Annotated in this window: 15 protein-coding genes, 2 tRNA genes and 2 rRNA genes; 11 read left to right on the top strand and 8 right to left on the bottom strand. The window is 59.7% G+C overall.

What is annotated here, in order from left to right; genetic code table 11:
- Positions 1–38 precede the first annotated feature (38 nt).
- The 7 genes from ACXX81_RS19405 to ACXX81_RS19375 all read left to right on the top strand — a co-directional run bounded on the left by ACXX81_RS19405 (position 39) and on the right by ACXX81_RS19375 (position 7,368).
- Positions 39–115, top strand: a tRNA-Ile gene (locus ACXX81_RS19405).
- Between the two features lie 30 nt (positions 116–145).
- Positions 146–221: transfer RNA gene (locus tag ACXX81_RS19400), tRNA-Ala, on the top strand.
- 247 nt (positions 222–468) lie between these two features.
- Positions 469–3,360 (top strand): 23S ribosomal RNA (locus ACXX81_RS19395).
- Positions 3,361–3,532: 172 nt separating this feature from the next.
- Positions 3,533–3,648 (top strand): 5S ribosomal RNA (rrf, locus tag ACXX81_RS19390).
- A gap of 154 nt (positions 3,649–3,802) precedes the next feature.
- Entirely contained in the window at positions 3,803–4,462 is a 660-nt protein-coding gene (locus tag ACXX81_RS19385; protein ID WP_209988196.1) for a paraquat-inducible protein A, read from the top strand.
- Positions 4,449–5,072: a paraquat-inducible protein A gene (locus tag ACXX81_RS19380; protein WP_231423749.1), complete on the top strand. Its 624-nt coding sequence runs from the start codon at positions 4,449–4,451 to the stop codon at positions 5,070–5,072. The genes ACXX81_RS19385 and ACXX81_RS19380 overlap by 14 nt, the downstream gene beginning before the upstream one ends.
- Positions 5,065–7,368, top strand: coding sequence for a PqiB family protein (locus ACXX81_RS19375; protein WP_209988202.1), 2,304 nt, complete (start codon positions 5,065–5,067; stop codon positions 7,366–7,368). The genes ACXX81_RS19380 and ACXX81_RS19375 overlap by 8 nt, the downstream gene beginning before the upstream one ends.
- A gap of 161 nt (positions 7,369–7,529) precedes the next feature.
- Here the strand turns inward: ACXX81_RS19375 and mksF are convergent, their stop codons facing one another.
- The 3 genes from mksF to mksB are packed head-to-tail and all read right to left on the bottom strand — an operon-like array spanning position 7,530 to position 12,332.
- A complete protein-coding gene (mksF, locus tag ACXX81_RS19370; RefSeq protein ID WP_458572220.1) occupies positions 7,530–10,361 on the bottom strand; it encodes an Mks condensin complex protein MksF in 2,832 nt (943 codons plus the stop codon).
- On the bottom strand, positions 10,358–11,065 hold the full coding sequence (mksE, locus tag ACXX81_RS19365; protein WP_231423751.1) for an Mks condensin complex protein MksE: 708 nt from the start codon (positions 11,063–11,065) through the stop codon (positions 10,358–10,360). The genes mksF and mksE overlap by 4 nt, the downstream gene beginning before the upstream one ends.
- Positions 11,055–12,332 carry an Mks condensin complex protein MksB gene (gene mksB, locus ACXX81_RS19360; protein ID WP_458572219.1) on the bottom strand — a complete coding sequence of 426 codons (1,278 nt, stop codon included), beginning with the start codon at positions 12,330–12,332 and terminating at the stop codon, positions 11,055–11,057. Before mksB ends, mksE begins: the two co-directional genes overlap by 11 nt.
- 187 nt (positions 12,333–12,519) lie before the next feature.
- On the opposite strand from mksB, the gene ACXX81_RS19355 reads away from it, so the two are divergent.
- Together ACXX81_RS19355 and rimI are read left to right on the top strand one after the other, a co-directional pair.
- Positions 12,520–13,263 carry an energy transducer TonB gene (locus ACXX81_RS19355; RefSeq protein WP_458572601.1) on the top strand — a complete coding sequence of 248 codons (744 nt, stop codon included), beginning with the start codon at positions 12,520–12,522 and terminating at the stop codon, positions 13,261–13,263.
- Positions 13,256–13,708, top strand: a complete 453-nt coding sequence (gene rimI / locus ACXX81_RS19350) for a ribosomal protein S18-alanine N-acetyltransferase (RefSeq protein ID WP_005784514.1) — start codon at positions 13,256–13,258, stop codon at positions 13,706–13,708. Before ACXX81_RS19355 ends, rimI begins: the two co-directional genes overlap by 8 nt.
- 120 nt (positions 13,709–13,828) lie before the next feature.
- Here the strand turns inward: rimI and ACXX81_RS19345 are convergent, their stop codons facing one another.
- Complete coding sequence (locus tag ACXX81_RS19345; RefSeq protein WP_209988211.1) at positions 13,829–14,233, bottom strand: serine kinase/phosphatase; 405 nt, start codon at positions 14,231–14,233, stop codon at positions 13,829–13,831.
- Positions 14,234–14,372: 139 nt separating this feature from the next.
- Here ACXX81_RS19345 and can point away from each other — a divergent pair, with 139 nt between their 5' ends.
- Positions 14,373–15,017: a carbonate dehydratase gene (can, locus tag ACXX81_RS19340; protein ID WP_003232867.1), complete on the top strand. Its 645-nt coding sequence runs from the start codon at positions 14,373–14,375 to the stop codon at positions 15,015–15,017.
- On the opposite strand, the gene ACXX81_RS19335 is transcribed toward can, so the two are convergent.
- The 4 genes from ACXX81_RS19335 to ACXX81_RS19320 form a co-directional block, all read right to left on the bottom strand.
- Positions 15,014–15,544: an SET domain-containing protein gene (locus tag ACXX81_RS19335; RefSeq protein WP_458572218.1), complete on the bottom strand. Its 531-nt coding sequence runs from the start codon at positions 15,542–15,544 to the stop codon at positions 15,014–15,016. The genes can and ACXX81_RS19335 overlap by 4 nt on opposite strands.
- A gap of 148 nt (positions 15,545–15,692) precedes the next feature.
- Entirely contained in the window at positions 15,693–16,862 is a 1,170-nt protein-coding gene (locus ACXX81_RS19330) for a P-loop NTPase family protein (RefSeq protein WP_209988217.1), read from the bottom strand.
- Positions 16,863–16,983: 121 nt separating this feature from the next.
- On the bottom strand, positions 16,984–18,684 hold the full coding sequence (locus ACXX81_RS19325) for an acid phosphatase (RefSeq protein WP_458572217.1): 1,701 nt from the start codon (positions 18,682–18,684) through the stop codon (positions 16,984–16,986).
- A 130-nt stretch (positions 18,685–18,814) separates the two neighbouring features.
- Positions 18,815–20,233 carry a short-chain fatty acid transporter gene (locus ACXX81_RS19320; RefSeq protein ID WP_458572216.1) on the bottom strand — a complete coding sequence of 473 codons (1,419 nt, stop codon included), beginning with the start codon at positions 20,231–20,233 and terminating at the stop codon, positions 18,815–18,817.
- Between the two features lie 185 nt (positions 20,234–20,418).
- Here ACXX81_RS19320 and ACXX81_RS19315 point away from each other — a divergent pair, with 185 nt between their 5' ends.
- Entirely contained in the window at positions 20,419–21,708 is a 1,290-nt protein-coding gene (locus ACXX81_RS19315) for an MFS transporter (RefSeq protein ID WP_231423754.1), read from the top strand.

The following is a 21,708-nucleotide window of genomic DNA, read 5'->3' as shown; positions in this document are numbered from 1 at the left end:
GATTCATTGAAGAAGACGATAAGAAGCAGCCCGAAATTGGGTCTGTAGCTCAGTTGGTTAGAGCGCACCCCTGATAAGGGTGAGGTCGGCAGTTCGAATCTGCCCAGACCCACCAATTTTGTGTGGGAAACGCCTGTAGAAATACGGGGCCATAGCTCAGCTGGGAGAGCGCCTGCCTTGCACGCAGGAGGTCAACGGTTCGATCCCGTTTGGCTCCACCACTACTGCTTCTGTTGTATGAAAGCTTAGAAATGAGCATTCCATTGTGATGATGGTGAATGTTGATTTCTAGTCTTTGATTAGATCGTTCTTTAAAAATTTGGGTATGTGATAGAAAGATAGACTGAACGTTACTTTCACTGGTAACGGATCAGGCTAAGGTAAAATTTGTGAGTTCTCTTAACTGAGAAATTCGAATTTTCGGCGAATGTTGTCTTCACAGTATAACCAGATTGCTTGGGGTTATATGGTCAAGTGAAGAAGCGCATACGGTGGATGCCTTGGCAGTCAGAGGCGATGAAAGACGTGGTAGCCTGCGAAAAGCTTCGGGGAGTCGGCAAACAGACTTTGATCCGGAGATGTCTGAATGGGGGAACCCAGCCATCATAAGATGGTTATCTTACGCTGAATACATAGGCGTAAGAGGCGAACCAGGGGAACTGAAACATCTAAGTACCCTGAGGAAAAGAAATCAACCGAGATTCCCTTAGTAGTGGCGAGCGAACGGGGACTAGCCCTTAAGTGGCTTTGAGATTAGCGGAACGCTCTGGAAAGTGCGGCCATAGTGGGTGATAGCCCTGTACGCGAAAATCTCTTAGTCATGAAATCGAGTAGGACGGAGCACGAGAAACTTTGTCTGAATATGGGGGGACCATCCTCCAAGGCTAAATACTACTGACTGACCGATAGTGAACTAGTACCGTGAGGGAAAGGCGAAAAGAACCCCGGAGAGGGGAGTGAAATAGATCCTGAAACCGTATGCGTACAAGCAGTGGGAGCCCACTTTGTTGGGTGACTGCGTACCTTTTGTATAATGGGTCAGCGACTTATTTTCAGTGGCGAGCTTAACCGAATAGGGGAGGCGTAGCGAAAGCGAGTCTTAATAGGGCGTCTAGTCGCTGGGAATAGACCCGAAACCGGGCGATCTATCCATGGGCAGGTTGAAGGTTGGGTAACACTAACTGGAGGACCGAACCGACTACCGTTGAAAAGTTAGCGGATGACCTGTGGATCGGAGTGAAAGGCTAATCAAGCTCGGAGATAGCTGGTTCTCCTCGAAAGCTATTTAGGTAGCGCCTCATGTATCACTGTAGGGGGTAGAGCACTGTTTCGGCTAGGGGGTCATCCCGACTTACCAAACCGATGCAAACTCCGAATACCTACAAGTGCCGAGCATGGGAGACACACGGCGGGTGCTAACGTCCGTCGTGAAAAGGGAAACAACCCAGACCGTCAGCTAAGGTCCCAAAGTTATGGTTAAGTGGGAAACGATGTGGGAAGGCTTAGACAGCTAGGAGGTTGGCTTAGAAGCAGCCACCCTTTAAAGAAAGCGTAATAGCTCACTAGTCGAGTCGGCCTGCGCGGAAGATGTAACGGGGCTCAAACCATACACCGAAGCTACGGGTATCACGTAAGTGATGCGGTAGAGGAGCGTTCTGTAAGCCTGTGAAGGTGAGTTGAGAAGCTTGCTGGAGGTATCAGAAGTGCGAATGCTGACATGAGTAACGACAATGGGTGTGAAAAACACCCACGCCGAAAGACCAAGGTTTCCTGCGCAACGTTAATCGACGCAGGGTTAGTCGGTCCCTAAGGCGAGGCTGAAAAGCGTAGTCGATGGAAAACAGGTTAATATTCCTGTACTTCTGGTTATTGCGATGGAGGGACGGAGAAGGCTAGGCCAGCTTGGCGTTGGTTGTCCAAGTTTAAGGTGGTAGGCTGAGATCTTAGGTAAATCCGGGATCTTAAGGCCGAGAGCTGATGACGAGTGTTCTTTTAGAACACGAAGTGGTTGATGCCATGCTTCCAAGAAAAGCTTCTAAGCTTCAGGTAACCAGGAACCGTACCCCAAACCGACACAGGTGGTTGGGTAGAGAATACCAAGGCGCTTGAGAGAACTCGGGTGAAGGAACTAGGCAAAATGGCACCGTAACTTCGGGAGAAGGTGCGCCGGTGAGGGTGAAGGACTTGCTCCGTAAGCTCATGCCGGTCGAAGATACCAGGCCGCTGCGACTGTTTATTAAAAACACAGCACTCTGCAAACACGAAAGTGGACGTATAGGGTGTGACGCCTGCCCGGTGCCGGAAGGTTAATTGATGGGGTTAGCTAACGCGAAGCTCTTGATCGAAGCCCCGGTAAACGGCGGCCGTAACTATAACGGTCCTAAGGTAGCGAAATTCCTTGTCGGGTAAGTTCCGACCTGCACGAATGGCGTAACGATGGCGGCGCTGTCTCCACCCGAGACTCAGTGAAATTGAAATCGCTGTGAAGATGCAGTGTATCCGCGGCTAGACGGAAAGACCCCGTGAACCTTTACTATAGCTTTGCACTGGACTTTGAATTTGCTTGTGTAGGATAGGTGGGAGGCTTTGAAGCGTGGACGCCAGTCTGCGTGGAGCCAACCTTGAAATACCACCCTGGCAACTTTGAGGTTCTAACTCAGGTCCGTTATCCGGATCGAGGACAGTGTATGGTGGGTAGTTTGACTGGGGCGGTCTCCTCCTAAAGAGTAACGGAGGAGTACGAAGGTGCGCTCAGACCGGTCGGAAATCGGTCGTAGAGTATAAAGGCAAAAGCGCGCTTGACTGCGAGACAGACACGTCGAGCAGGTACGAAAGTAGGTCTTAGTGATCCGGTGGTTCTGTATGGAAGGGCCATCGCTCAACGGATAAAAGGTACTCCGGGGATAACAGGCTGATACCGCCCAAGAGTTCATATCGACGGCGGTGTTTGGCACCTCGATGTCGGCTCATCACATCCTGGGGCTGAAGCCGGTCCCAAGGGTATGGCTGTTCGCCATTTAAAGTGGTACGCGAGCTGGGTTTAGAACGTCGTGAGACAGTTCGGTCCCTATCTGCCGTGGACGTTTGAGATTTGAGAGGGGCTGCTCCTAGTACGAGAGGACCGGAGTGGACGAACCTCTGGTGTTCCGGTTGTCACGCCAGTGGCATTGCCGGGTAGCTATGTTCGGAATAGATAACCGCTGAAAGCATCTAAGCGGGAAACTAGCCTCAAGATGAGATCTCACTGGAACCTTGAGTTCCCTGAAGGGCCGTCGAAGACTACGACGTTGATAGGTTGGGTGTGTAAGCGCTGTGAGGCGTTGAGCTAACCAATACTAATTGCCCGTGAGGCTTGACCATATAACACCCAAGCAATTTGAGTACTCCTGACTTGGAAACAAGTAGAAGCATCAGATTGCGGTGTGTGAAGACGAGATGAACCGAAAGTTCGACGCTCACAAAACACCAAAAGCTGTCACATACCCAATTTGCTGAAGCGAGGCCATCTGGCCGCGACTCAGTACCCGAATTTCTTGACGACCATAGAGCATTGGAACCACCTGATCCCATCCCGAACTCAGTAGTGAAACGATGCATCGCCGATGGTAGTGTGGGGTTTCCCCATGTGAGAGTAGGTCATCGTCAAGATTAAATTCCGAAACCCCATTTGCGAAAGCAGATGGGGTTTTGTTTTGGGCGGTTGGAAAGTCAAGTAAGCCTTCGCCTATAAAATTGCACAGTTATTTCTGAACCAGACCACTAGAATAGGCGCCTAACCTTTTTTAGAGTAAGAGCCCTATCCATGCCCGAGCCGGTTGATGCCCCACAGGTGGCCGACTTACCACTGGACGATCTGGTGGCATGCCATGAATGCGACTTACTGATGCGTAAGCCTGTGCTCGCACGAGGTGAAAAGGCAGAATGCCCACGTTGCGGTTATGAGCTGTACGCTCACCGCCACAATGTCATTGAGCGCAGCCTCGCTTTGGTGATTGCTGCGCTATTGCTGTACATCCCCGCGAACTTTCTGCCCATCATGCAGCTCAATCTACTCGGGCAGACGTCAGAGGACACAGTGTGGACCGGCGTCGTCGGCCTGTTCGATACGGGCATGCAAGGCGTCGCAATTGTGGTGTTCCTGTGCAGCATGGGTATTCCGTTGCTCAAGCTGCTCTGCCAATTGGCCGTGCTGCTCAGCATTCGCTGGAAGATCGGCCGTAATTACGGGCTGCTGCTATACCGCATCTACCATCACATGAAAGATTGGGGGATGTTGGAGGTCTATCTGATGGGCGTGCTGGTCGCGATCGTCAAGCTCGCCGACATGGCTTCCATCACGGTGGGTGTGGGTCTCGTTTGTTTCATCAGTCTATTAGTGGTTCAGGTTCTGCTTGAGGTGGTGATGTCGCCCCACCAGATCTGGCAGGCGTTGTCAGGAGAGGATGATCATGCGGGCGATTGATGCAGGCATTCTGGTGTGTACCGAATGTCACGAGCTGAATACGCAAGAGCCGGATACCGATGAACAAACGTGCACCCGCTGTGGTGCGTTGATTCATCCGCGTCGGCCCGACAGCCTAACCCGCACATGGGCACTGCTGATCACTGCGGCGATCCTCTATATCCCCGCCAACCTATTGCCCATTATGACCGTCAACTCACTCGGCCAGGGCGAGCCCAGTACCATCATGGCCGGTGTGATCCAGCTGGTGCAGCATGGGATGTTTCCTATTGCTGCCGTGGTGTTCATCGCCAGTATTCTGGTGCCGACGTTCAAGTTGGTGGGCATTGGTCTGCTACTGTTCTCGGTGCAGCGTCACCAACCGCTGTCCGCACAACAACGCATTGTCATGTACCGCTTTATCGAATTCATTGGCCGCTGGTCCATGCTGGATATCTTCGTGATCGCCATCCTGGTGGCGGTCGTAAACTTTGGGCGGCTCGCCAGCGTTGAGGCCAATCTCGGCGCTGCGGCATTCGCCAGTGTGGTGATCTTGACGATGCTCGCCGCAGTAACTTTCGATCCCCGACTGATTTGGGATAACACGGAGTCGGACGACGACCATGAGTGATTTGCCTAAAGCTAAAACCCGCCCAGCCTCCAACTGGTCAGCCATTTGGGTGTTGCCCCTGATTGCGCTGATCATCGGCGGCTGGCTCGGATGGCGCGCCTATTCCCAGCAGGGCATCGAGATCCAGGTGCGCTTTGAAAGCGGTGAAGGCATCCAGGTCAACAAGACCGAGGTTGTGTACAAAGGCATGCCCGTGGGCAAGGTCAAAGCCTTGGCGCTCGACGACGAGGGCAACAATCGGGGGGTAATTGCCACCATCGAGATGGGCAAGGACGTTGAGCAATACCTTAAGACCAATACCCGCTTCTGGCTGGTCAAGCCCAGCGTAACGCTGGCCGGCATCACTGGCCTGGAAACCCTTGTGTCGGGTAACTACATCGCCGCCAGCCCTGGCGACGGCGAGCCCACCCGCAAATTCAAGGCGCTCTCCGAAGAGCCGCCGCTGTCCGACGCCAAGCCCGGCTTGCACATCACCGTCAAGGCCGATCGCCTCGGCTCGCTCAACCGTGGCAGCCCGGTGTTCTACAAGCAGATCCAGGTCGGCCAGGTTAAAAGCTACCTGTTGTCCGAAGACCAGAGCACCGTCGAGATCAAGCTCTATATCGAACCGACCTACGCCCACCTGGTGCGTAAACATACGCGCTTCTGGAACGCCAGCGGCATCAGCATCGACGCCAACCTGTCCGGCGTGAAGGTGCGCAGCGAGTCGTTGTCCAGCATCGTCGCCGGTGGTATTGCCTTTGCCACCCCCGAGAATCGCAAGGACAGCCCGCCCACCGATCCCAGCCTGCCATTCCGTCTGTACGAAGATTTCGACGCCGCCGCCGCCGGCATCCGAGTCAAGGTCAAGCTCAGCGACTTCGAAGGCCTGCAGGCCGGCCGCACGCCGGTGATGTACAAAGGCATCCAGGTCGGCAGCCTGAAAACCCTGAAGATCGACCCGGACCTGTCCAGTGCCAGCGCCGAACTGACCCTCGACCCATTGGCCGAAGACTATCTGGTCCAGGACACCCAATTCTGGGTGGTCAAGCCATCCATCTCCCTCGCGGGGATCACCGGCCTGGAAGCCCTGGTCAAAGGTAACTACATCGCCATCCGCCCAGGCGACAAAGGTACTGCGCCACAGCGCGAGTATGTCGCCCGTGCGAAGGCGCCTCCGCTGGATCTGCGTTCCCCTGGTTTGCACATGGTGTTGTTTACCGACAACCTCGGCTCCCTGGATGTCGGCAGCCCGATTCTCTACAAGCAGGTCAAGGTCGGCTCGGTGCAGAGCTACCAGTTCTCGCGCAAGAACAAGCAACTGGTGATTGGCGTACATATCGAGAAAGAATACGAGAACCTGGTCAACGGCTCGACGCGTTTCTGGAATGCCAGCGGCGTCACCCTGACCGGTGGCCTCACTGGCGGCATCCAGGTCAAGAGTGAATCCCTGGCGAGTCTGATGGCCGGCGGTATCGCGTTCGAAACGCCTGAGCCGAATGTGCCACTGAAAAAACACATTCCGCGCTTCCGTCTGTACCCTGACCGCGAAGCCGCCAATCAACACGGCACTCTGGTGACTATCAAGGTTGATCGCGCCGATGGCCTGCGCCCCGGCACGGCGGTGCGTTTCAAAGGGCTGGACGTGGGCAAGATCGAAAGTGTCAATCTGAGTGCGGACATGCAATCGGTGCTGCTCGGCGCACGCATCACCCAGGTGGCCGACCGCATCGCACGTGCCGGCAGCCAGTTCTGGGTGGTCAAGCCGGAACTGGGCCTGATGAAAACCGCCAACCTGGAAACCCTGGTGACCGGGCAATACATCGAAGTGCAGCCTGCGACGAAAAACGCAGGCCCGCAGAAAAACTTCGTCGCCCTGGCCCAGCCGCCCGAGGCCGTGCGCCAGGAGCAAGGCTTGAGTCTGGTGCTCAGTGCCGCGCGTCGTGGCTCACTGAAGGAAGGCGTACCGGTGACCTACCGCGAAGTCACCGTGGGCAAGGTCACCGGCTACGAGCTGGGCCAGACTGCCGACCGCGTGCTGGTGCACATCCTGATCGAGCCCAAGTACGCACCGTTGGTTCGCAGCGGCAGCCGCTTCTGGAACACCAGTGGTTTTGGCGTGGACTTCGGCTTGTTCAAGGGCGCGACGGTGCGCACCGAATCCCTGGAGACGTTGGTCGCCGGCGGTATTGCCTTCGCCACGCCGGATGGCGAGCGGATGGGCAATGCGGCGCGGCCGCAGCAGACCTTCCCGTTGTTCGACAAATTTGAGGATGAGTGGCTGACCTGGGCGCCCAAGATTCCATTGGGCAAATAAACCGAGGCGCGGTTATCGGGAGCAAGCCCCCTCCCACATTTGACGGTGTTCACAGTTCAAAGTGTGGGAAGGGGCTTGCCCCCGATGAGGCCCTCTGCAGCACCACAAAAAAAGGCCGCGATCCATAGATCGCGGCCTTTTTTGCATTTCAACGCACGACGTCAGACCTCATCCAACTCCGCCTGCGCAATCACCGTCGCCTTCACCTCATCATGACGCCGGATGTACTTCCAATCTGCTTCATCAATGTAGATCCCGTTCGGCCCGCTGCCGCCTTCCAGGTCGATGGCCACCTGGGCGGACACCTGCGGCTTCACACTCGCCAGGAGCGGCACGAAGCCCAATTGCAAACTGGTCTCCAGCAACGCCGCCTGGTTCTTCTCGTCGATATCGGCTGCCTCGTCGAGGTAGTACGGCAAGCGCACGCGCCCGGCCTGGTCGCGGTCCATCAAGTGCAGCAACAGGTACATGTTGGTCAGCGCCTTGATGGTCATGGTGGTGCCATTGGACGCGGCGCCATCAATGTCGGTGTGAATCACCGGCTGGCCGTTCACCTTGGTGATCTCGAACGCGAGTTCGAACAGGTCCTTGAGGCCCAACTGGTTATGGTTGGCCGCCACCAGGCGCGCCAGGTATTCCTTGGCCTCTTCGTTCTTGTTGTCCTGCTCTGCGCTTTGGCTGAGGTCGAACACCGACAACGTTTCGCCTTCTTCATACTGACCGGCACTGTGGATGATCTGGTCGATATGCTTGAGGGCTTCCTTGTTCGGCGCCAGCACGATGCGAAAGCTTTGCAGGTTGGACACTTGGCGCTTGTTGATCTCGCGGTTGAACAAGGCCAACTGATGCTCAAGGCTGTCGTAGTCACTGCGGATATTGCGCAAGGTCCGCGCAATATCGGTAACCGCCGCACGGCGCGCCTTGCCGAGGGTCAGGGCTTCATCGGTGCGGTGCGCGTACGCGTTGATCAGCAATTGCAAACGACGCTCTACGTCATCCTCGCTGTCGAACTTGGCCACGCCCTTGAGCCGCACCTGAGCGTACAACGCTTCAATCTGGCCATCGGCACGCAGCAAGCCCTGCCAGCTGTCCTGATAGTCATTGAGCAGCGGCAGCAGGTTGTCCATGGAATCGTCGACCGGGTCCATGAACGGCGTGCCGAACGGCAAGTCCGCCGGCAACAGCTGGCGACGGCGCAAGGCGTCATCCAGGGTGCGCTGTTTGGCTTCCATATCGCCAATCTGGCGGCCGACCAGTTGCAGCTTGGCCGACAATTGCTGGACACGCTCGGTGAACGCATCGCTGGAACGCTTCAACTCATCCTGCGCCGCCTCCATCTGCGCCAGCTGTTCGAGCTTCTCGCCTTCTTCGGCGCTCAGAGTCTGCGCGCGACGGAAATCTTCCAGGGCTTTTTGCGCATCCAGCACCTGCTGGTACAGCGCCTCGGTCTGGGTCTTGCTGGCTGCGCGATCGGAGGCCACAGCCTGCTGAGTCTTGAGTTGCTTGAGTTCTTTTTCCAGACGCTCTTTTTGATCACGCAGTGCCGCGCGATCCGCTAAGGCCTGCAACGCGGGTGGTTCGATGTGCGAGATGTCGATGGACAGCCCCGGCACCTCAAAGCGCTCGCCCTTGAAGCCATCGAGGATCCGCTCCAGGGATTTGACCCACTGGCCGTCTTCATCCAGCGTGATGCCCTGTTCACCCAATGGCAGGCTGAACAGCGAACTGTTGAACAGCCGCATCAGACGCTCGACGTCCTGCTGTGAGAATTCTTCGCGCAGCTTGGCGTAGCTGTTGTTGTCCGCGTGATCAAGCTGCTGCTTGACCGACTTCAGGCGTTTTTCCAGGTCGCGCAGACGCTCGTCCAGATCCTCGGCGCTGAACTGCCGCGACTGCGCCAGCGCACCCGCCAATTCATCGTGAGCATCCTTGGCCGCGAGCAACTGCTGCTCCAGCATCTTCACGTCATCCACCAGCGCAAAGCGATGCTTGAGCACCGACAGCTCGCCCAGCCAGCGCTGGATGCCGCTGATCTCCCGCTCCAGGCGCATCAGCTCCTGGGTGCCGCCGCGCTGGTCATGTTGCAGTGCATCCTGTTCATTGCGGTAGTGCTCGGCCTGGATGGTCAGCTCTTCCTTGCGCGCACTGGCGTAGTCCGACCAGGTGCCCAGCAGCGAATCCAGCAGCGGTGACAGACGATGCAACTTGCCGCGCAACACATCGCGTTGCCGCACGCCATTGGCCAGCGCCTCGACCAATGGCCCGGCAGCCACCAGCGAGTTGTAGTCCTGCTCCATGCGTCGTACGTCGCGGAAGGCCTCTTCACACGCCGCGATGTAATCCACGCTGCCGGAACGCAGGCTGTGTTCGAAGGCATCAAGGAACAGTTGCTTGAGTTTGGCCGCGGTGATTTCGCGCATGTGCAGCAGGTTGATAAACAGCGCGCGGAAAGTCTTCAGGCTCTGCTCACTGGTGGAGCGCAGCGGGATCAGCGTCAGGTCCAGCGGGATCGATGTGTGACCGCCCACCAGCAAACGCCGCAGTTCATCCGGCTTGAGTTCGTAGGCCTTGAGGCCCTCTTTCTCAAGGTTGGTGAACAGCTCTTTCTGCCGCAGGCAGGTGTCGTTCTTCTGGTAGTGCGCCAGGTCCAGCTTGCCGGCATAGGCGAAGAACTGGTGACCGAAACCGCCACCCGGGCCGCGCCCGACCACGCCGATCACATGGGGGCCGTGGGGCAGCGAGACTTCCACGAGGATGTAGCTGGTGTCAGTGGCGAAGTAGAAGCGCCGCGATTGCTCGAGGGTGTACTTGCCGAAACTCATGTCCGACATGCGCGCCAGAATCGGAAACTGCAGGGCGTTGATCGAGGCGGATTTGCCCAGGTTGTTCGCGCCGTATACCGACAGCGGCTCTTCCAGCGGGAACAGGCCCAGGCTGTAACCGGCGGTGTTCAATAGGGCGAAGCGGCGGATGCCGTAGCGTTGCTTGCTCATGCATCGGTCTCCTGTTCTTCGGCAATGGCACGCGCCAGGGCGTCTTCGTCGCTTTCTTCCTCGAAGTCGCTCAAGTCCAGCGGGTCATCGGTCTTCAGCAGTTTTTCATCGCTGTCTTCGTCAATGATTACCGGCGCTGGCAATGGCAACACGCTGTGCACGCTGGCGGCAAGGTCGCGGTCCTGCTGCACCGACAGGCACACGTCGAGGAAACGGTGCATCGGCGGCAGGAAGCGATAGATGCCGTTGTCTTCGCTGGCAAAACCCAGCTGGGTCATGCGGCGCATTATTTTTTCTTCAAGTTCTTCCTGAGTCTGCACTTCGGCCTGGATAAACAGATCGCGGTATTTATCCAGCAGCGACGGCAGTTCATCACGGCCCAGGCTGCCGCCGTCGAGCACGGCGATCGGGTCGCGGCCCTGGTCGGCCAGGTGTTCGACGATGATGAAGGTGAACAGCGCCAGACGCTGGGCGGTCTTGTTGACCTGCGCACTGGCGATGGCGGAGTCGGGCACGAAGTAATAAAAACCACGGGTGTCGCACACCAGCTCAAAGCCCAGGGCCTTGAACAGCGTGCGGTACTGGTCCTGGAAGTTCGACAGTTGCGCGTACAGCTCCGGGTCGCGGCGGCTGACGTGGTAACCCTTGAACAGCTCGCGAAAGATCGGCGCCAGTTGGGACAGTTCGGATAGATCAAGATGCATAAGGTGTACTCGCAGGTTGCTCGGCGGCGTCTGTGCCGGCCGGGAGCAGGGCGAATGAGCGCAGGCTGACCTGGTGCTCGTGTGTGTGGTAATCGCGGCGTTCCAGGCGTTCGCGCTTGAAGCGTTTTTCGCGCGAGAGGCGGGAGAACCAGTACAGTAATTCGTCGGTGGCGCCGTCCGGTTCCTGCTCCAGCAGCCAGGTCATCAGGTCAGGCATCGGCAGCGCGTCTTCGCAGCGTTCGAGCATTTCCTTGACCGTGCGCGGCGCGCGTTGGGCCTGGCCCTTTTGGGATGTGTGCGCCTTGGGGAAACGCGCCGGTTTCGGCTCGAAATTCGCCAGGGCATACACGTAGGCCTCGACCTGGCTGGCACTGCCCAGAAAGGTGCTTTGCGGCCGGGTGAACAGCGGCATCGCTGCCTGCGGCACCGCGTCCAGACCTTTGCGGCGGATCGCCGACAGGGCCAGCGCTGCGCCACGGGTCACCGCGTTGTGCCGGCGCGCTTCCTCACGCAACGGCAACAGCAGTTCGCGGGCGTGACGCAGGGTCAACTGGGCGCTGGTCTGCATTTCGAGGATGCGTGCGTGGGTACGCAGCAGCATGTCGTCGTCCACCAAGTGGCCGAGGCGCTGTTGCTCGGTGAGCATGCGCAGCAGCACATTCTCGACCTTGCGCACGCCTTGCTCGAAGGCGCCGTCGGCGTTCACCAACTGGATCATCGGTTCGACGTATTCATCCCAGGTCGCCAAGACCTCGGCGTAACGCTGGCGCAACGGGATCTGCCGGTCGCTGGTCTTGGCGCGGTCGGCCACGGCCGCCAGGGCTTGTTCGTCGTTGGCGAGTTTTTTCAGCACGTCGCGCACGCGCATGTCCAGCAGGCGCAATTGCCGGGCCAGGTCGTGGCCGTCACGGATGTCAAAGGCGTCCTGGATATAGCCGGCCAGACGCTCGAGGTGGCGCAGGTAGGCTTCGATTTCCAGGCACAGGCCAAGCCGGTGCTCTTTGCGCAAATAGGCGAGGAAGTCGTGGATCTGTGCGTTGAGCTCGAAACGGTTCGGGCTCTTGGCCACAGGCACCAGGATGTCCAGGCGAATCCACACATCCAGCAGGCTGGTGATGTCCTGGGGCGTGCTGTCCAGTTGTTGGGCAGCCAATTGCGCGCGCAGCTCGCCCAGGCTCAGGGTGCCTTGGTCGAAGTGTTCGCACAGTGGCTCAAGCAAGGCCCAGTGTTCGGCGAGGGCGCGCAGGACGCGCTTGGGTTCGATCATGGGAAAGGCCGGCTGGTTGGCGATTAAAGGTCGCGATTGTACTGCATCGGGAGTGGGATTTATCCACAGCCGGTCAGCGCGCAGTGGGCGATTGTTGCCGAACAGCGGTAGAATCCCCGCTCTTTACTTATCCACAAGTGGCCGAGCTGTGCTTATCGAGTCCCGACGTCGCGCTTACTTGACCGCCATGCAGGTGGTCAACTGGCTGCCCCGCACCGAACTGCCGTTTGCCGCACCGTCGCGGCCCGCGTTGTTGCAGGCGCCTGAGCCCTATGAGGCGTTCGACGCCTCGGGCGAGGAGGCCGCTGCGCCGGTTGCGGTGGTCAAGCCTGTGCCCGAGGTGCGGCCGGTGGTCGAACGGGCCAAAATCGAAGTGCCGCGCCCCTCGCCAGTGACCAAACCGATGGTGGCCGAAGACACGACGTCGGTGGCCAGGGCGCCAGTGGTGCCGCCGCCGCGTTTTGCCCTGCAACTGCTGCGAGCCGGGCGTTGCCTGCTGCTGGTGGAACTGCCCACCGGCGAGCGCTTCCAGACCCGCGACCCGGCCTACATGCTGCTCAAGGATATGCTGCGCGCCGCCGGCCTGCCCGACAGCCCGCAGATCGTCGGCGACCCGGTGCGCTGGCCGTTGCTGGTGCGCGGCACCATGGATCAGGGCCCGGACGCCGCGCGGGATTTTGTGCAAGGTTTTGTCTCGGCACGCCTGGAAGACGAACCCTGCGTGTGCCTGTGGCTGATCGGCCTGCCCGCCGTGCGCTTTGCCGGCGAGGCCAACGCCGAAGCCTGGTACCGCGAACTGCAGGTCGAAGGCCTGGGCTCGGTGTGGGCCCTGCCGGGCCTGGAATTATTAATGGAAGAGCCACAGCGTAAGGCTGATGTCTGGCAAGCCATGCGCCGGCTGATGGCGCGCTGGAAAACAACCGATGAGTGAGGCTTTATCCTTCCGCCCGATGACCGAGGCCGACCTCGACGCCGTGCTGAAAATCGAATACGCGGCGTTCAGCCATCCCTGGACGCGCGGCATCTTTCTCGATGGGCTGGGCAAGTACCAGATCTGGCTGATGTTCGAGGGTGAGCAGCAGGTGGGGCACGGTGTGGTGCAGATCATTCTGGATGAAGCCCATTTGCTCAATATCACCGTCAAACCGGAGAACCAGGGGCGTGGCCTGGGCCTGGCGTTGCTGGAGCACTTGATGTCCCGCGCGTATGCCGCCAGTGCGCGAGAGTGTTTCCTGGAGGTGCGCGACAGCAATACCGGGGCGTTCCGGTTGTATGAGCGTTATGGCTTCAATGAGATTGGACGTCGGCGCGATTACTACCCGGCTGTCGGCGGCCGCGAAGACGCAGTCGTTATGGCCTGCACGCTCGTCGACTGAACACATGGATCAGTGTGGGAGGGGGCTTGCTCCCGATGGCGGTGTATCAGCGACTTATCAAGTAACTGACACCCTGCTATCGCGGGCAAGCCCCCCTCTCACATGGCTAACAGTGTCGTATCAGCGGTTGCCGTCGACCGGATCGATATCCGCCAGCTCCGCTTCATCCAGGCCATTGCCGCCTCCGATCTCATCTTCATCCACAATGCTGAGGTCGAAGTCGGCAGGGTTGTCTTCCCCGGCCTCTCGCGCATCCCGCGCCCCGTCCTCATGGATCAGGGTTTCCGGGCTCATATCATCGTCAGTCGACTCATGGTCATCCGTCGAAGCCCCGGTCATCCCAGCCGCGCGCACCCGCTCATCGGGCATCAGGTGTTCGCGCTCGCCGCGCGGGATTTCATCGCCGATTTCCGCCGTCTGGTCTTCCTGGTCAAAGTCCAGCTCGCGCATCGAACCCATGCGGTCTTCGTTATCGTCAATCGGTTCGGGCTGCGTAGCGCCGTAGGGACGTCGTGATTCAGTCATGGCCAATCCTCATACTGTGGGGCTTATAGTGTGTGGACAGGCTCTGCACCGCAAAGATTCAAGCTAATTTGCGCCAGGCGTGACCCGGACGAGGGGTTGTCAGTCACACAGCTGCGCATCATTCCCGAGGCTTTCCCTGATGAACGAACTACAAGACCTGCTTGATAACAACGAACGCTGGGCGGATGCGATCAAACAGGAAGATCCCGAATTCTTCGCCAAGCTCGCCCGCCAGCAAACCCCGGAATACCTGTGGATCGGCTGTTCCGATGCGCGCGTACCGGCCAACGAGATCGTCGGCATGCTGCCAGGCGATCTGTTCGTGCACCGCAACGTGGCCAACGTGGTGCTGCACACCGACCTCAATTGCCTGTCGGTGATCCAGTACGCGGTCGATGTGCTCAAGGTCAAACACATCCTCGTCACCGGGCACTACGGCTGCGGCGGCGTGCGTGCGTCGATGCAGGACCGCCAGTTCGGCCTGATCGATGGCTGGCTGCGCACCATTCGTGATCTCTACTACGAAAACCGCGAAGTGCTGGCGCAGCTGCCCACCGAAGAAGAACAGGTCGACCGCCTGTGCGAGCTGAACGTGATTCAGCAGGTGGCCAACGTCGGCCACACCAGCATTGTGCAAAACGCCTGGCACCGTGGGCAGAGCCTGTCGATCCACGGCTGCATCTACGGCATCAAGGATGGTCGCTGGAAAAGCCTGAACACCACCATCAGCGGCTTCGAGCAACTGCCGCCGCAATATCGCCTGCGCCCGCTGGGTGACGCCTAAGGTCGCTCGGCGCGCTCGCGCTGCTCCAGGAACAGCCGGCCTTCTGCGCTGAGTTGTTCCTGCGAGCCTTTGATCCAGCCCCGGCAGTCCGGTGCTCCGCAGGTGCAGGCAAACTGTCGGGGCAGGGTGTCGCCGGTGGTGGCGTGATCGATGGTCAGCCAGGTACCGGCTGCGATGGGCATCACTGACCAAAGCTCCAGGTAGGACGTGTCGAAATACGTATTGGGGTGGCAGGCATGGTGCAGTTGACCGCACACCCACGGGTCATATAGCCAGATACGCCCCGAGATCTGAAACGTGTGCTGGCGGCATTCGCCCAAGGCATAGCCGAATACGCGAGCGATGAGGGTGCGGCTGTCGAACGCGACGCGGGATTTGACACCCATGATTTCGCCGGCTTTGTCGTAAACCATTTCAAATTGCCGGTTGGAGGGGTAGCCATACTCCGCCAACGTCGTCGTAAAGGGATACAGACAGTCGTCGTCAGAATTCGCGCGAATCGCCTTATCCATGGCACGAGTTTTCATCACGTTCCTTGAATGGGCTGCATCGACCTGCAGGTGATGTCTGACTGCCAGTCTTGCAGCGAATGGGCCCGGCTCAAGGTTCGCCGATGGGCTGGCTGATATCTACTGTCAAATTTGACAGTAGATATCAGCCAGCCCTGTGTGCTCTCTACAGGCTGGGCGCAGGCAGGAGAGTCGCTGGCGCGGGGTTCTTCAGCTGTTTCAACTGCGCCTTGATCGGTGCAGTGGCGCATTTGGCATTTGCCTGTTCCGGGGTCAGCGAGCGTACCGAGGTGTAGAACAATTCGCAGGTCTGTTCCTTGCGCGTCACTTGCCAAGTGGTGTTGCACGCCTGGAGCAACACGTTGGGGTCACTGGCCGGCTTGCGGCCCATGCCGGCTTGCCAGCAGGCCGCGCTCAAATCCTGCCCCATCACCTTTAGGCCGGCCTCGTCGGCTTTCTGTTCGTTACCGCCATAGCTTGCCGGGTCCGCCGCGTACCAGATGTAACTGGGGTGGTTGGCGCCCAGTACCGATACGCTTTTGCCGGCCACCGGGCTGATCTGCGCCAGGCCCATTACGTCAACGGTCTGCCCGTATTGCTGCTTGATCCAGCTGCGCACCGGCGCGCCGAAGGCCACCATGGGCAGTGCACCGTCGGGCCGCAGGCTCAGTTCACTGACCATGCGTGTCTGGTAGTCGGTGAAATAGCCGTAGACGTTTTCCAGGTCCTTGCCCGCATTGGACGGTGCGGCAATCGGGGCGATATCGATGATGGTCTGGTAGGCCGGGGTTTCGCTGGCCGGCACGCCGTTGTCGGTGAGCAGGGCGGCCCAGCGGTCGGTGGTGGCCGATTCCAGGTAGTCCTGGAAGTGGGTCAACGAATAATCCGGCGGAAAGTGCAACAGCTCGACGCTTTTGCGGTTTTCCAGGGCCATGCCCAGCGGCAGGAACAGGTACCAGTTGTAGGCCCATTTACCGTCGCTGTTCAGCTTGCTGGCGCCCTGGTAGGCCAGATCGGCGGTATTGAGCAATTGGGTGAGAGGCTGGCCGTAGGTATCCGGTACCCCGCTGAATGTGGCGGTCAGTTGGTCGCCGTCGGTTTTGACACTTACCTTGGCGCGACTGTAGCCGTCACGTTGCAGGCTCTGGTTGAGGTAGTGCTCGGCAGTCTGTTCCAGCGTCCACGGCTTGAAGCAGATCACGTTGCAGTTATTGGGGAAGGCGAATAATTGCGTGACGCGCTGGGTGTTCCCCAGCGGTACGTTGATGTCGGCCTGTACGACCGCACTGGCCAGCAGTGCGATCAGGGTGCAGGACAGCCTGGTCTGTTTAAACATAGTCGATTCCTTGTCAGCGAAAGCCCGTCTGCGCGGGTGAAAAGCCCACCTGCACACAGTAGCGGCTGGCCAGGAAAATCGCGTGCTAAATCGCTGCCGGTGTCGCTATTGGATAAGCGCCTTAGAGGTCGAAGCGCAATGCATTGCTCAGATCCCCCATCGGCTTCTGGCCCCGGGCACTCATTGCGTCATCGCGCTGCTTGAGGCCGTCCAGTGTTTCCAGTTGGAATACCCGCGTGATCAGCCGCAGGATCGAGGCCGTGTCGTACACCGTATGGTCGACCATGCCCTTGCGCGCAAACGGCGACACCACCAGCGCCGGCACCCGCGTGCCGGGGCCCCAGCGGTCGCCCTTGGGCGGCGCCACGTGGTCCCACCAGCCGCCGTTTTCATCGACGGTTACCACCACCACCATGTTTTTCCATTGCGGGCTTTCCTGCAGCACCTTCAAGGCGCGGGCGATATGACGGTCGCCCGAGGCCACGTCGGCATAACCGGCGTGCATGTTGAGGTTGCCCTGGGGCTTGTAGAAGGTCACGGCAGGCAGTTTGCCCGCCTCGGCATCGGCAAAGAATTTATTGGTGCTGGACTCATCGCCCAGGCCGCCGTCGCGCAGGCGCTTGTCGCGTTCGGCGCGATTTTCCGGCCCCTGTTGCTTGAAGTAGTTGAAGGGCTGGTGGTGATACTGGAAGTTCGGGATTTTCGGGATACCGCCCGAGTCCTTGAACTGATCCAGGGTCGCCTGCCACGCGCCGGCGTACCAGGCCCAGTCGACGTTCTTCTTCGACAGCTTGTCACCAATGTGCTCGTGGGTTTGCGGCACCAGCACATTGGGCAGGTCGGGCTTGGAGTAGTCCGGGTTCTGCGGGTCGCGGATCCAGGTTGGCCAATACGGCGGGGCCAGGGTGTTTACGCCGTAGCCGTCCGGGGTCAGGGCGCTGGGGCCGAACTGCGGCGGGCCGGTCATGGCGCTGGCCGGGGATGCATCCAGCGGTTTGAGGCGCGGGTCGGCAGGGTCATCGCTCTGCAACGTGGCGATCTGTGCCTTGGCCACCGATTGGGCAGCGTTCGGATAAAACGGCGCGGTGGCGCTGATCAGGTATTGATGGTTGAGGAACGAGCCACCAAACGCGCCCTGGAAGAAGTTATCGCAGAGCACGAACTCCTTGGCCACGTCCCACAGACGCAGGGCATAACGGCTCTGGGCGTAATGGCCCATCACCAGGCCGCCTGAGTCGGCCCAGGCGACAAAACCGTCGTTCTTGCCGCCGTTGATCTGCATCTGGTTTTGGTAGAACACGTGCCACAGGTCGCGGGTGACCAGGCTCAAAGGCAGGTCCGCGCCATTCGGGCCCTTGAGGGCGAAGGGTGCGTTGGGCAGGTTCTCCTGGAATTGCACTTCGCTGGGATAGGTCACGCCGTCCACGCTTTGCGGGCCGACCTGCAACACACCGCCCCAGGTCGGCGGCAGGCTGTTCAACACACTGCCGTCGCGGTCGAGCTGCCGGGTCTGGGCAGCGGACAGTGCGGACAGCGGTTTCTCCACGCCGGGGAAATCCGCAAACAGGTTATTGAAACTGCGGTTTTCGGCGTAGATCACCACCACAGTCTTCACCTGGTCGCGCAATGCCTTGTCCAATTCCTGTGGCGTGAGCGGTCGATCCGCCGGTTTGCCCGGCGCTTCGCTGGTATTGCCGCAGGCACTCAAGGTGGCGCCCACCCCCAGCACCGCCGCGCCTCCCAGGAAACGTCGCCGGCTGGTATCGACCGGCGGTTGTGCAACGGAATCGGGGGAAGGGCGGTCTTCGTGCTCGTCACTCATTGCGGGAGTCCCTGTCGATATGTTGCAAGATATTTCGCAGGACGGTAGCAATGCAATGTGACGGCATTAAGGCAGCTGCTGGCTCCTGGCTCCAAGCTTGAAGCTAAAAACTTGCAACTTATAACTGCTCCTATGGCATCACCGGCGGCACATACGCCAATGTCGTCCCCAACGCCCACAGCAAAAACAGCACCAGCGGCGTGTGCACCAGCAACTGCACAAACGAAAAACCGATCAAGTCCCGTGCCTTCAGGCCCAGCACCCCCAGCAGCGGCAGCATGTAGAACGGGTTGATCAGGTTCGGCAGCGCTTCGGCCGCGTTGTAGATCTGCACCGCCCAGCCCAGGTGGTATTGCAGGTCATTGGCCACTTGCATCACGTAAGGCGCTTCAATGATCCACTTGCCGCCGCCCGACGGGATAAAGAAACCCAGCACCGCCGAATACACGCCCATCAACAGCGCGTAGGTGTCGTGGGACGCGATGGAGGTGAAGAACAGCGAGATATGGTGCGCCAGGGTCTGACCGTCGCCACCCTTGACCAGCGTCATCAGCGCGGCGATCGAGCCGTACAGCGGAAACTGGATCAACACGCCGGTGGTGGTCGGCACGGCGCGGGCCACTGCATCCAGGAAGCTGCGCGGGCGCCAGTGCAACAGCGCACCGACCATGATGAACAGGAAGTTATAGGTATTGAGCCCCGAGATCGCGCTGATTGCAGGCTTGGTCGAGAACTCGTGGAACAGCCAACCGGCCGCCAGCAGCGCCAGCAGGATGGTCAGCAGCGGACTGTGTTCCAGCCATTCGCCGGGGCGGGTCGGCGCCTGGACCTTGGGCAGGTTGAACGCCGGGTCGACGCCGCAGGCCTTGGCATCGCGTGCGCTGTTCGGGCCGGGCGCGGTGGCGTAGGCGATGATCAGCGACACCACGATCAGCGCCAGCAGCAGCACGCCCGATTGCCACAGAAAAATGGTCTCGGTGAACGGGATCATTCCGGTGATCGCCAGAATCGACGGCGGCAGACTGCCCGGGTTGGCCTGCAACTGCGCGGCCGACGACGACAGCCCCAGCGCCCAGACCGCACCAAGCCCCAGATAAGCCGCAGCACCGGCCGCGCGGTAGTCCATGCGCAAATCCGTGCGCCGGGCCAATGCCCGCACCAGCAAACCGCCGAACACCAGGGACAGGCCCCAGTTGAGCAACGACGCGACCATGGAAATCAAGGCCACCCAGGCTACGGCCGAGCGGCAGTTTTTGGGAATGCGCGCCAGGCGGTCGATCAGCTTGACCGCCGGCGGCGAACTGGCGACCACATAACCGCCGATCACCACGAAGGCCATCTGCATGGTGAACGGAATCAGGCTCCAGAACCCATCGCCAAAGGCCTTCGCGGCGTCGGTCGGCGCGGCGCCCATGCCCAGGGTCGCGACGGTGACGACAATCACTGCAAGCGCGGCAAACACCCAGGAGTCCGGAAACCAGCGTTCGGCGAAGTTGGAACAGCGCAGGGCAAAACGGGCATAGCGGCTTTCTTCAATGGCATCGGCCATGGGGGCTTCCTCTTGTAGTTATTATGGCGGCGGCAGCTTTCCGGCATGTTGCTCCACGGCCATTGATTTGGGAATGCAGTTATCTTCATCGATCAATGAGCAAAACAAATGTATCTGTCGTGATTGCCATGATCCGGTTCAGCTCCTAACCTGCACGCCATTTTGTCTGTCTGCCGAGCTTGCACATGACTGCCACCTTTCCTGCACAGGCGCAGCGTTTTTCCCGCTCCGATTACAAAACCCTGGGCCTGGCCGCTCTGGGCGGGGCCCTGGAAATCTACGACTTCATCATCTTCGTGTTTTTCGCGCTGACCCTCAGCCAGTTGTTCTTCCCGCCGGAAATGCCTGAGTGGCTGCGCCTGCTGCAGAGCTTCGGCATTTTCGTCACCGGCTACCTCGCGCGCCCGTTGGGCGGCATCCTGATGGCGCACTTTGCCGATCATCTGGGGCGCAAGCGCGTGTTCAGTCTGAGCATCCTGATGATGGCCTTACCCTGTCTGCTGATCGGGATCATGCCCACCTACGCGCAAATCGGCTATTTCGCACCGCTGATTCTGCTGGCACTGCGCGTGCTGCAAGGCGCGGCCGTGGGCGGTGAAGTGCCCAGTGCCTGGACCTTCGTCGCCGAGCATGCGCCGCCTGCTCATCGCGGCTATGCCCTGGGTTTCCTGCAGGCCGGCCTGACCTTCGGCTACCTGCTCGGCGCGCTCACCGCGACGCTGCTGGCGCAGGTCTTCACGCCGGCAGAAATCCTCGATTACGCCTGGCGTTTGCCCTTTTTGCTTGGCGGCGTCTTCGGCGTGATCGGTGTGTGGCTGCGCCGCTGGCTCAATGAAACCCCGGTGTTCCTCGACATGCAGGCGCGCCGCCAGGCCGCTGCCGAACTGCCGCTGCGCACCGTGCTGCGCGAGCACCGCGCCGTGTTGCTGCCGGCGATGATCCTCACTTGCGTACTCACCTCGGCGGTGGTGGTGCTGGTGGTCATCACGCCAACGATGATGCAGAAAACCTTCGGCATGAGCCCCGGCCACACGTTCGCCCTCAGCGCGCTGGGCATCGTGTTTCTGAACATCGGCTGCGTATTGGCGGGCCTGCTGGTCGACCGCATCGGCGCTTGGCGTGCGGTGCTGGTGTACAGCCTGTTGCTGCCGGCGGGAATCGCGATTTTGTACACCAGCCTGATCAACGGCGGCCTCTGGCTCGGCGCGGCGTATGCGTTGGCGGGCCTGTGCTGCGGCGTGGTGGGCGCGGTGCCTTCGGTGATGGTCGGGCTGTTTCCGGCGCCGGTGCGGGTGTCGGGGATTTCCTTCACCTACAACATCGCCTATGCACTGTGGGCGAGTACCACGCCGCTGTTGCTGATCGCGCTGATGCCGACCAGCCCGTGGGTGTGCGTGGGGTATGGCGTGGTGATGGGGGCTGTGGGCGTGGCGAGTGTGGCGTTGTTTGGCAAGCGCCACACGCTGGCGGGCTGA

Source organism: Pseudomonas sp. GNP013, assembly GCF_054343995.1.
Note: the sequence above shows the minus strand (reverse complement) of the source record. Positions and strands in the feature narration are given on the sequence as shown.

What these genes read in the sequence shown, in the direction of transcription:
- ACXX81_RS19385 (WP_209988196.1), top strand. Translation starts at nt 3,803, where the DNA reads ATGCCCGAGCCGGTTGATGCCCCACAGGTGGCCGACTTACCACTGGAC.
- ACXX81_RS19380 (WP_231423749.1), top strand. Translation starts at nt 4,449, where the DNA reads ATGCGGGCGATTGATGCAGGCATTCTGGTGTGTACCGAATGTCACGAG.
- ACXX81_RS19375 (WP_209988202.1), top strand. Translation starts at nt 5,065, where the DNA reads ATGAGTGATTTGCCTAAAGCTAAAACCCGCCCAGCCTCCAACTGGTCA.
- mksF (WP_458572220.1), bottom strand. Translation starts at nt 10,361, where the DNA reads ATGAGCAAGCAACGCTACGGCATCCGCCGCTTCGCCCTATTGAACACC.
- mksE (WP_231423751.1), bottom strand. Translation starts at nt 11,065, where the DNA reads ATGCATCTTGATCTATCCGAACTGTCCCAACTGGCGCCGATCTTTCGC.
- mksB (WP_458572219.1), bottom strand. Translation starts at nt 12,332, where the DNA reads ATGATCGAACCCAAGCGCGTCCTGCGCGCCCTCGCCGAACACTGGGCC.
- ACXX81_RS19355 (WP_458572601.1), top strand. Translation starts at nt 12,520, where the DNA reads ATGCAGGTGGTCAACTGGCTGCCCCGCACCGAACTGCCGTTTGCCGCA.
- rimI (WP_005784514.1), top strand. Translation starts at nt 13,256, where the DNA reads ATGAGTGAGGCTTTATCCTTCCGCCCGATGACCGAGGCCGACCTCGAC.
- ACXX81_RS19345 (WP_209988211.1), bottom strand. Translation starts at nt 14,233, where the DNA reads ATGACTGAATCACGACGTCCCTACGGCGCTACGCAGCCCGAACCGATT.
- can (WP_003232867.1), top strand. Translation starts at nt 14,373, where the DNA reads ATGAACGAACTACAAGACCTGCTTGATAACAACGAACGCTGGGCGGAT.
- ACXX81_RS19335 (WP_458572218.1), bottom strand. Translation starts at nt 15,544, where the DNA reads ATGAAAACTCGTGCCATGGATAAGGCGATTCGCGCGAATTCTGACGAC.
- ACXX81_RS19330 (WP_209988217.1), bottom strand. Translation starts at nt 16,862, where the DNA reads ATGTTTAAACAGACCAGGCTGTCCTGCACCCTGATCGCACTGCTGGCC.
- ACXX81_RS19325 (WP_458572217.1), bottom strand. Translation starts at nt 18,684, where the DNA reads ATGAGTGACGAGCACGAAGACCGCCCTTCCCCCGATTCCGTTGCACAA.
- ACXX81_RS19320 (WP_458572216.1), bottom strand. Translation starts at nt 20,233, where the DNA reads ATGGCCGATGCCATTGAAGAAAGCCGCTATGCCCGTTTTGCCCTGCGC.
- ACXX81_RS19315 (WP_231423754.1), top strand. Translation starts at nt 20,419, where the DNA reads ATGACTGCCACCTTTCCTGCACAGGCGCAGCGTTTTTCCCGCTCCGAT.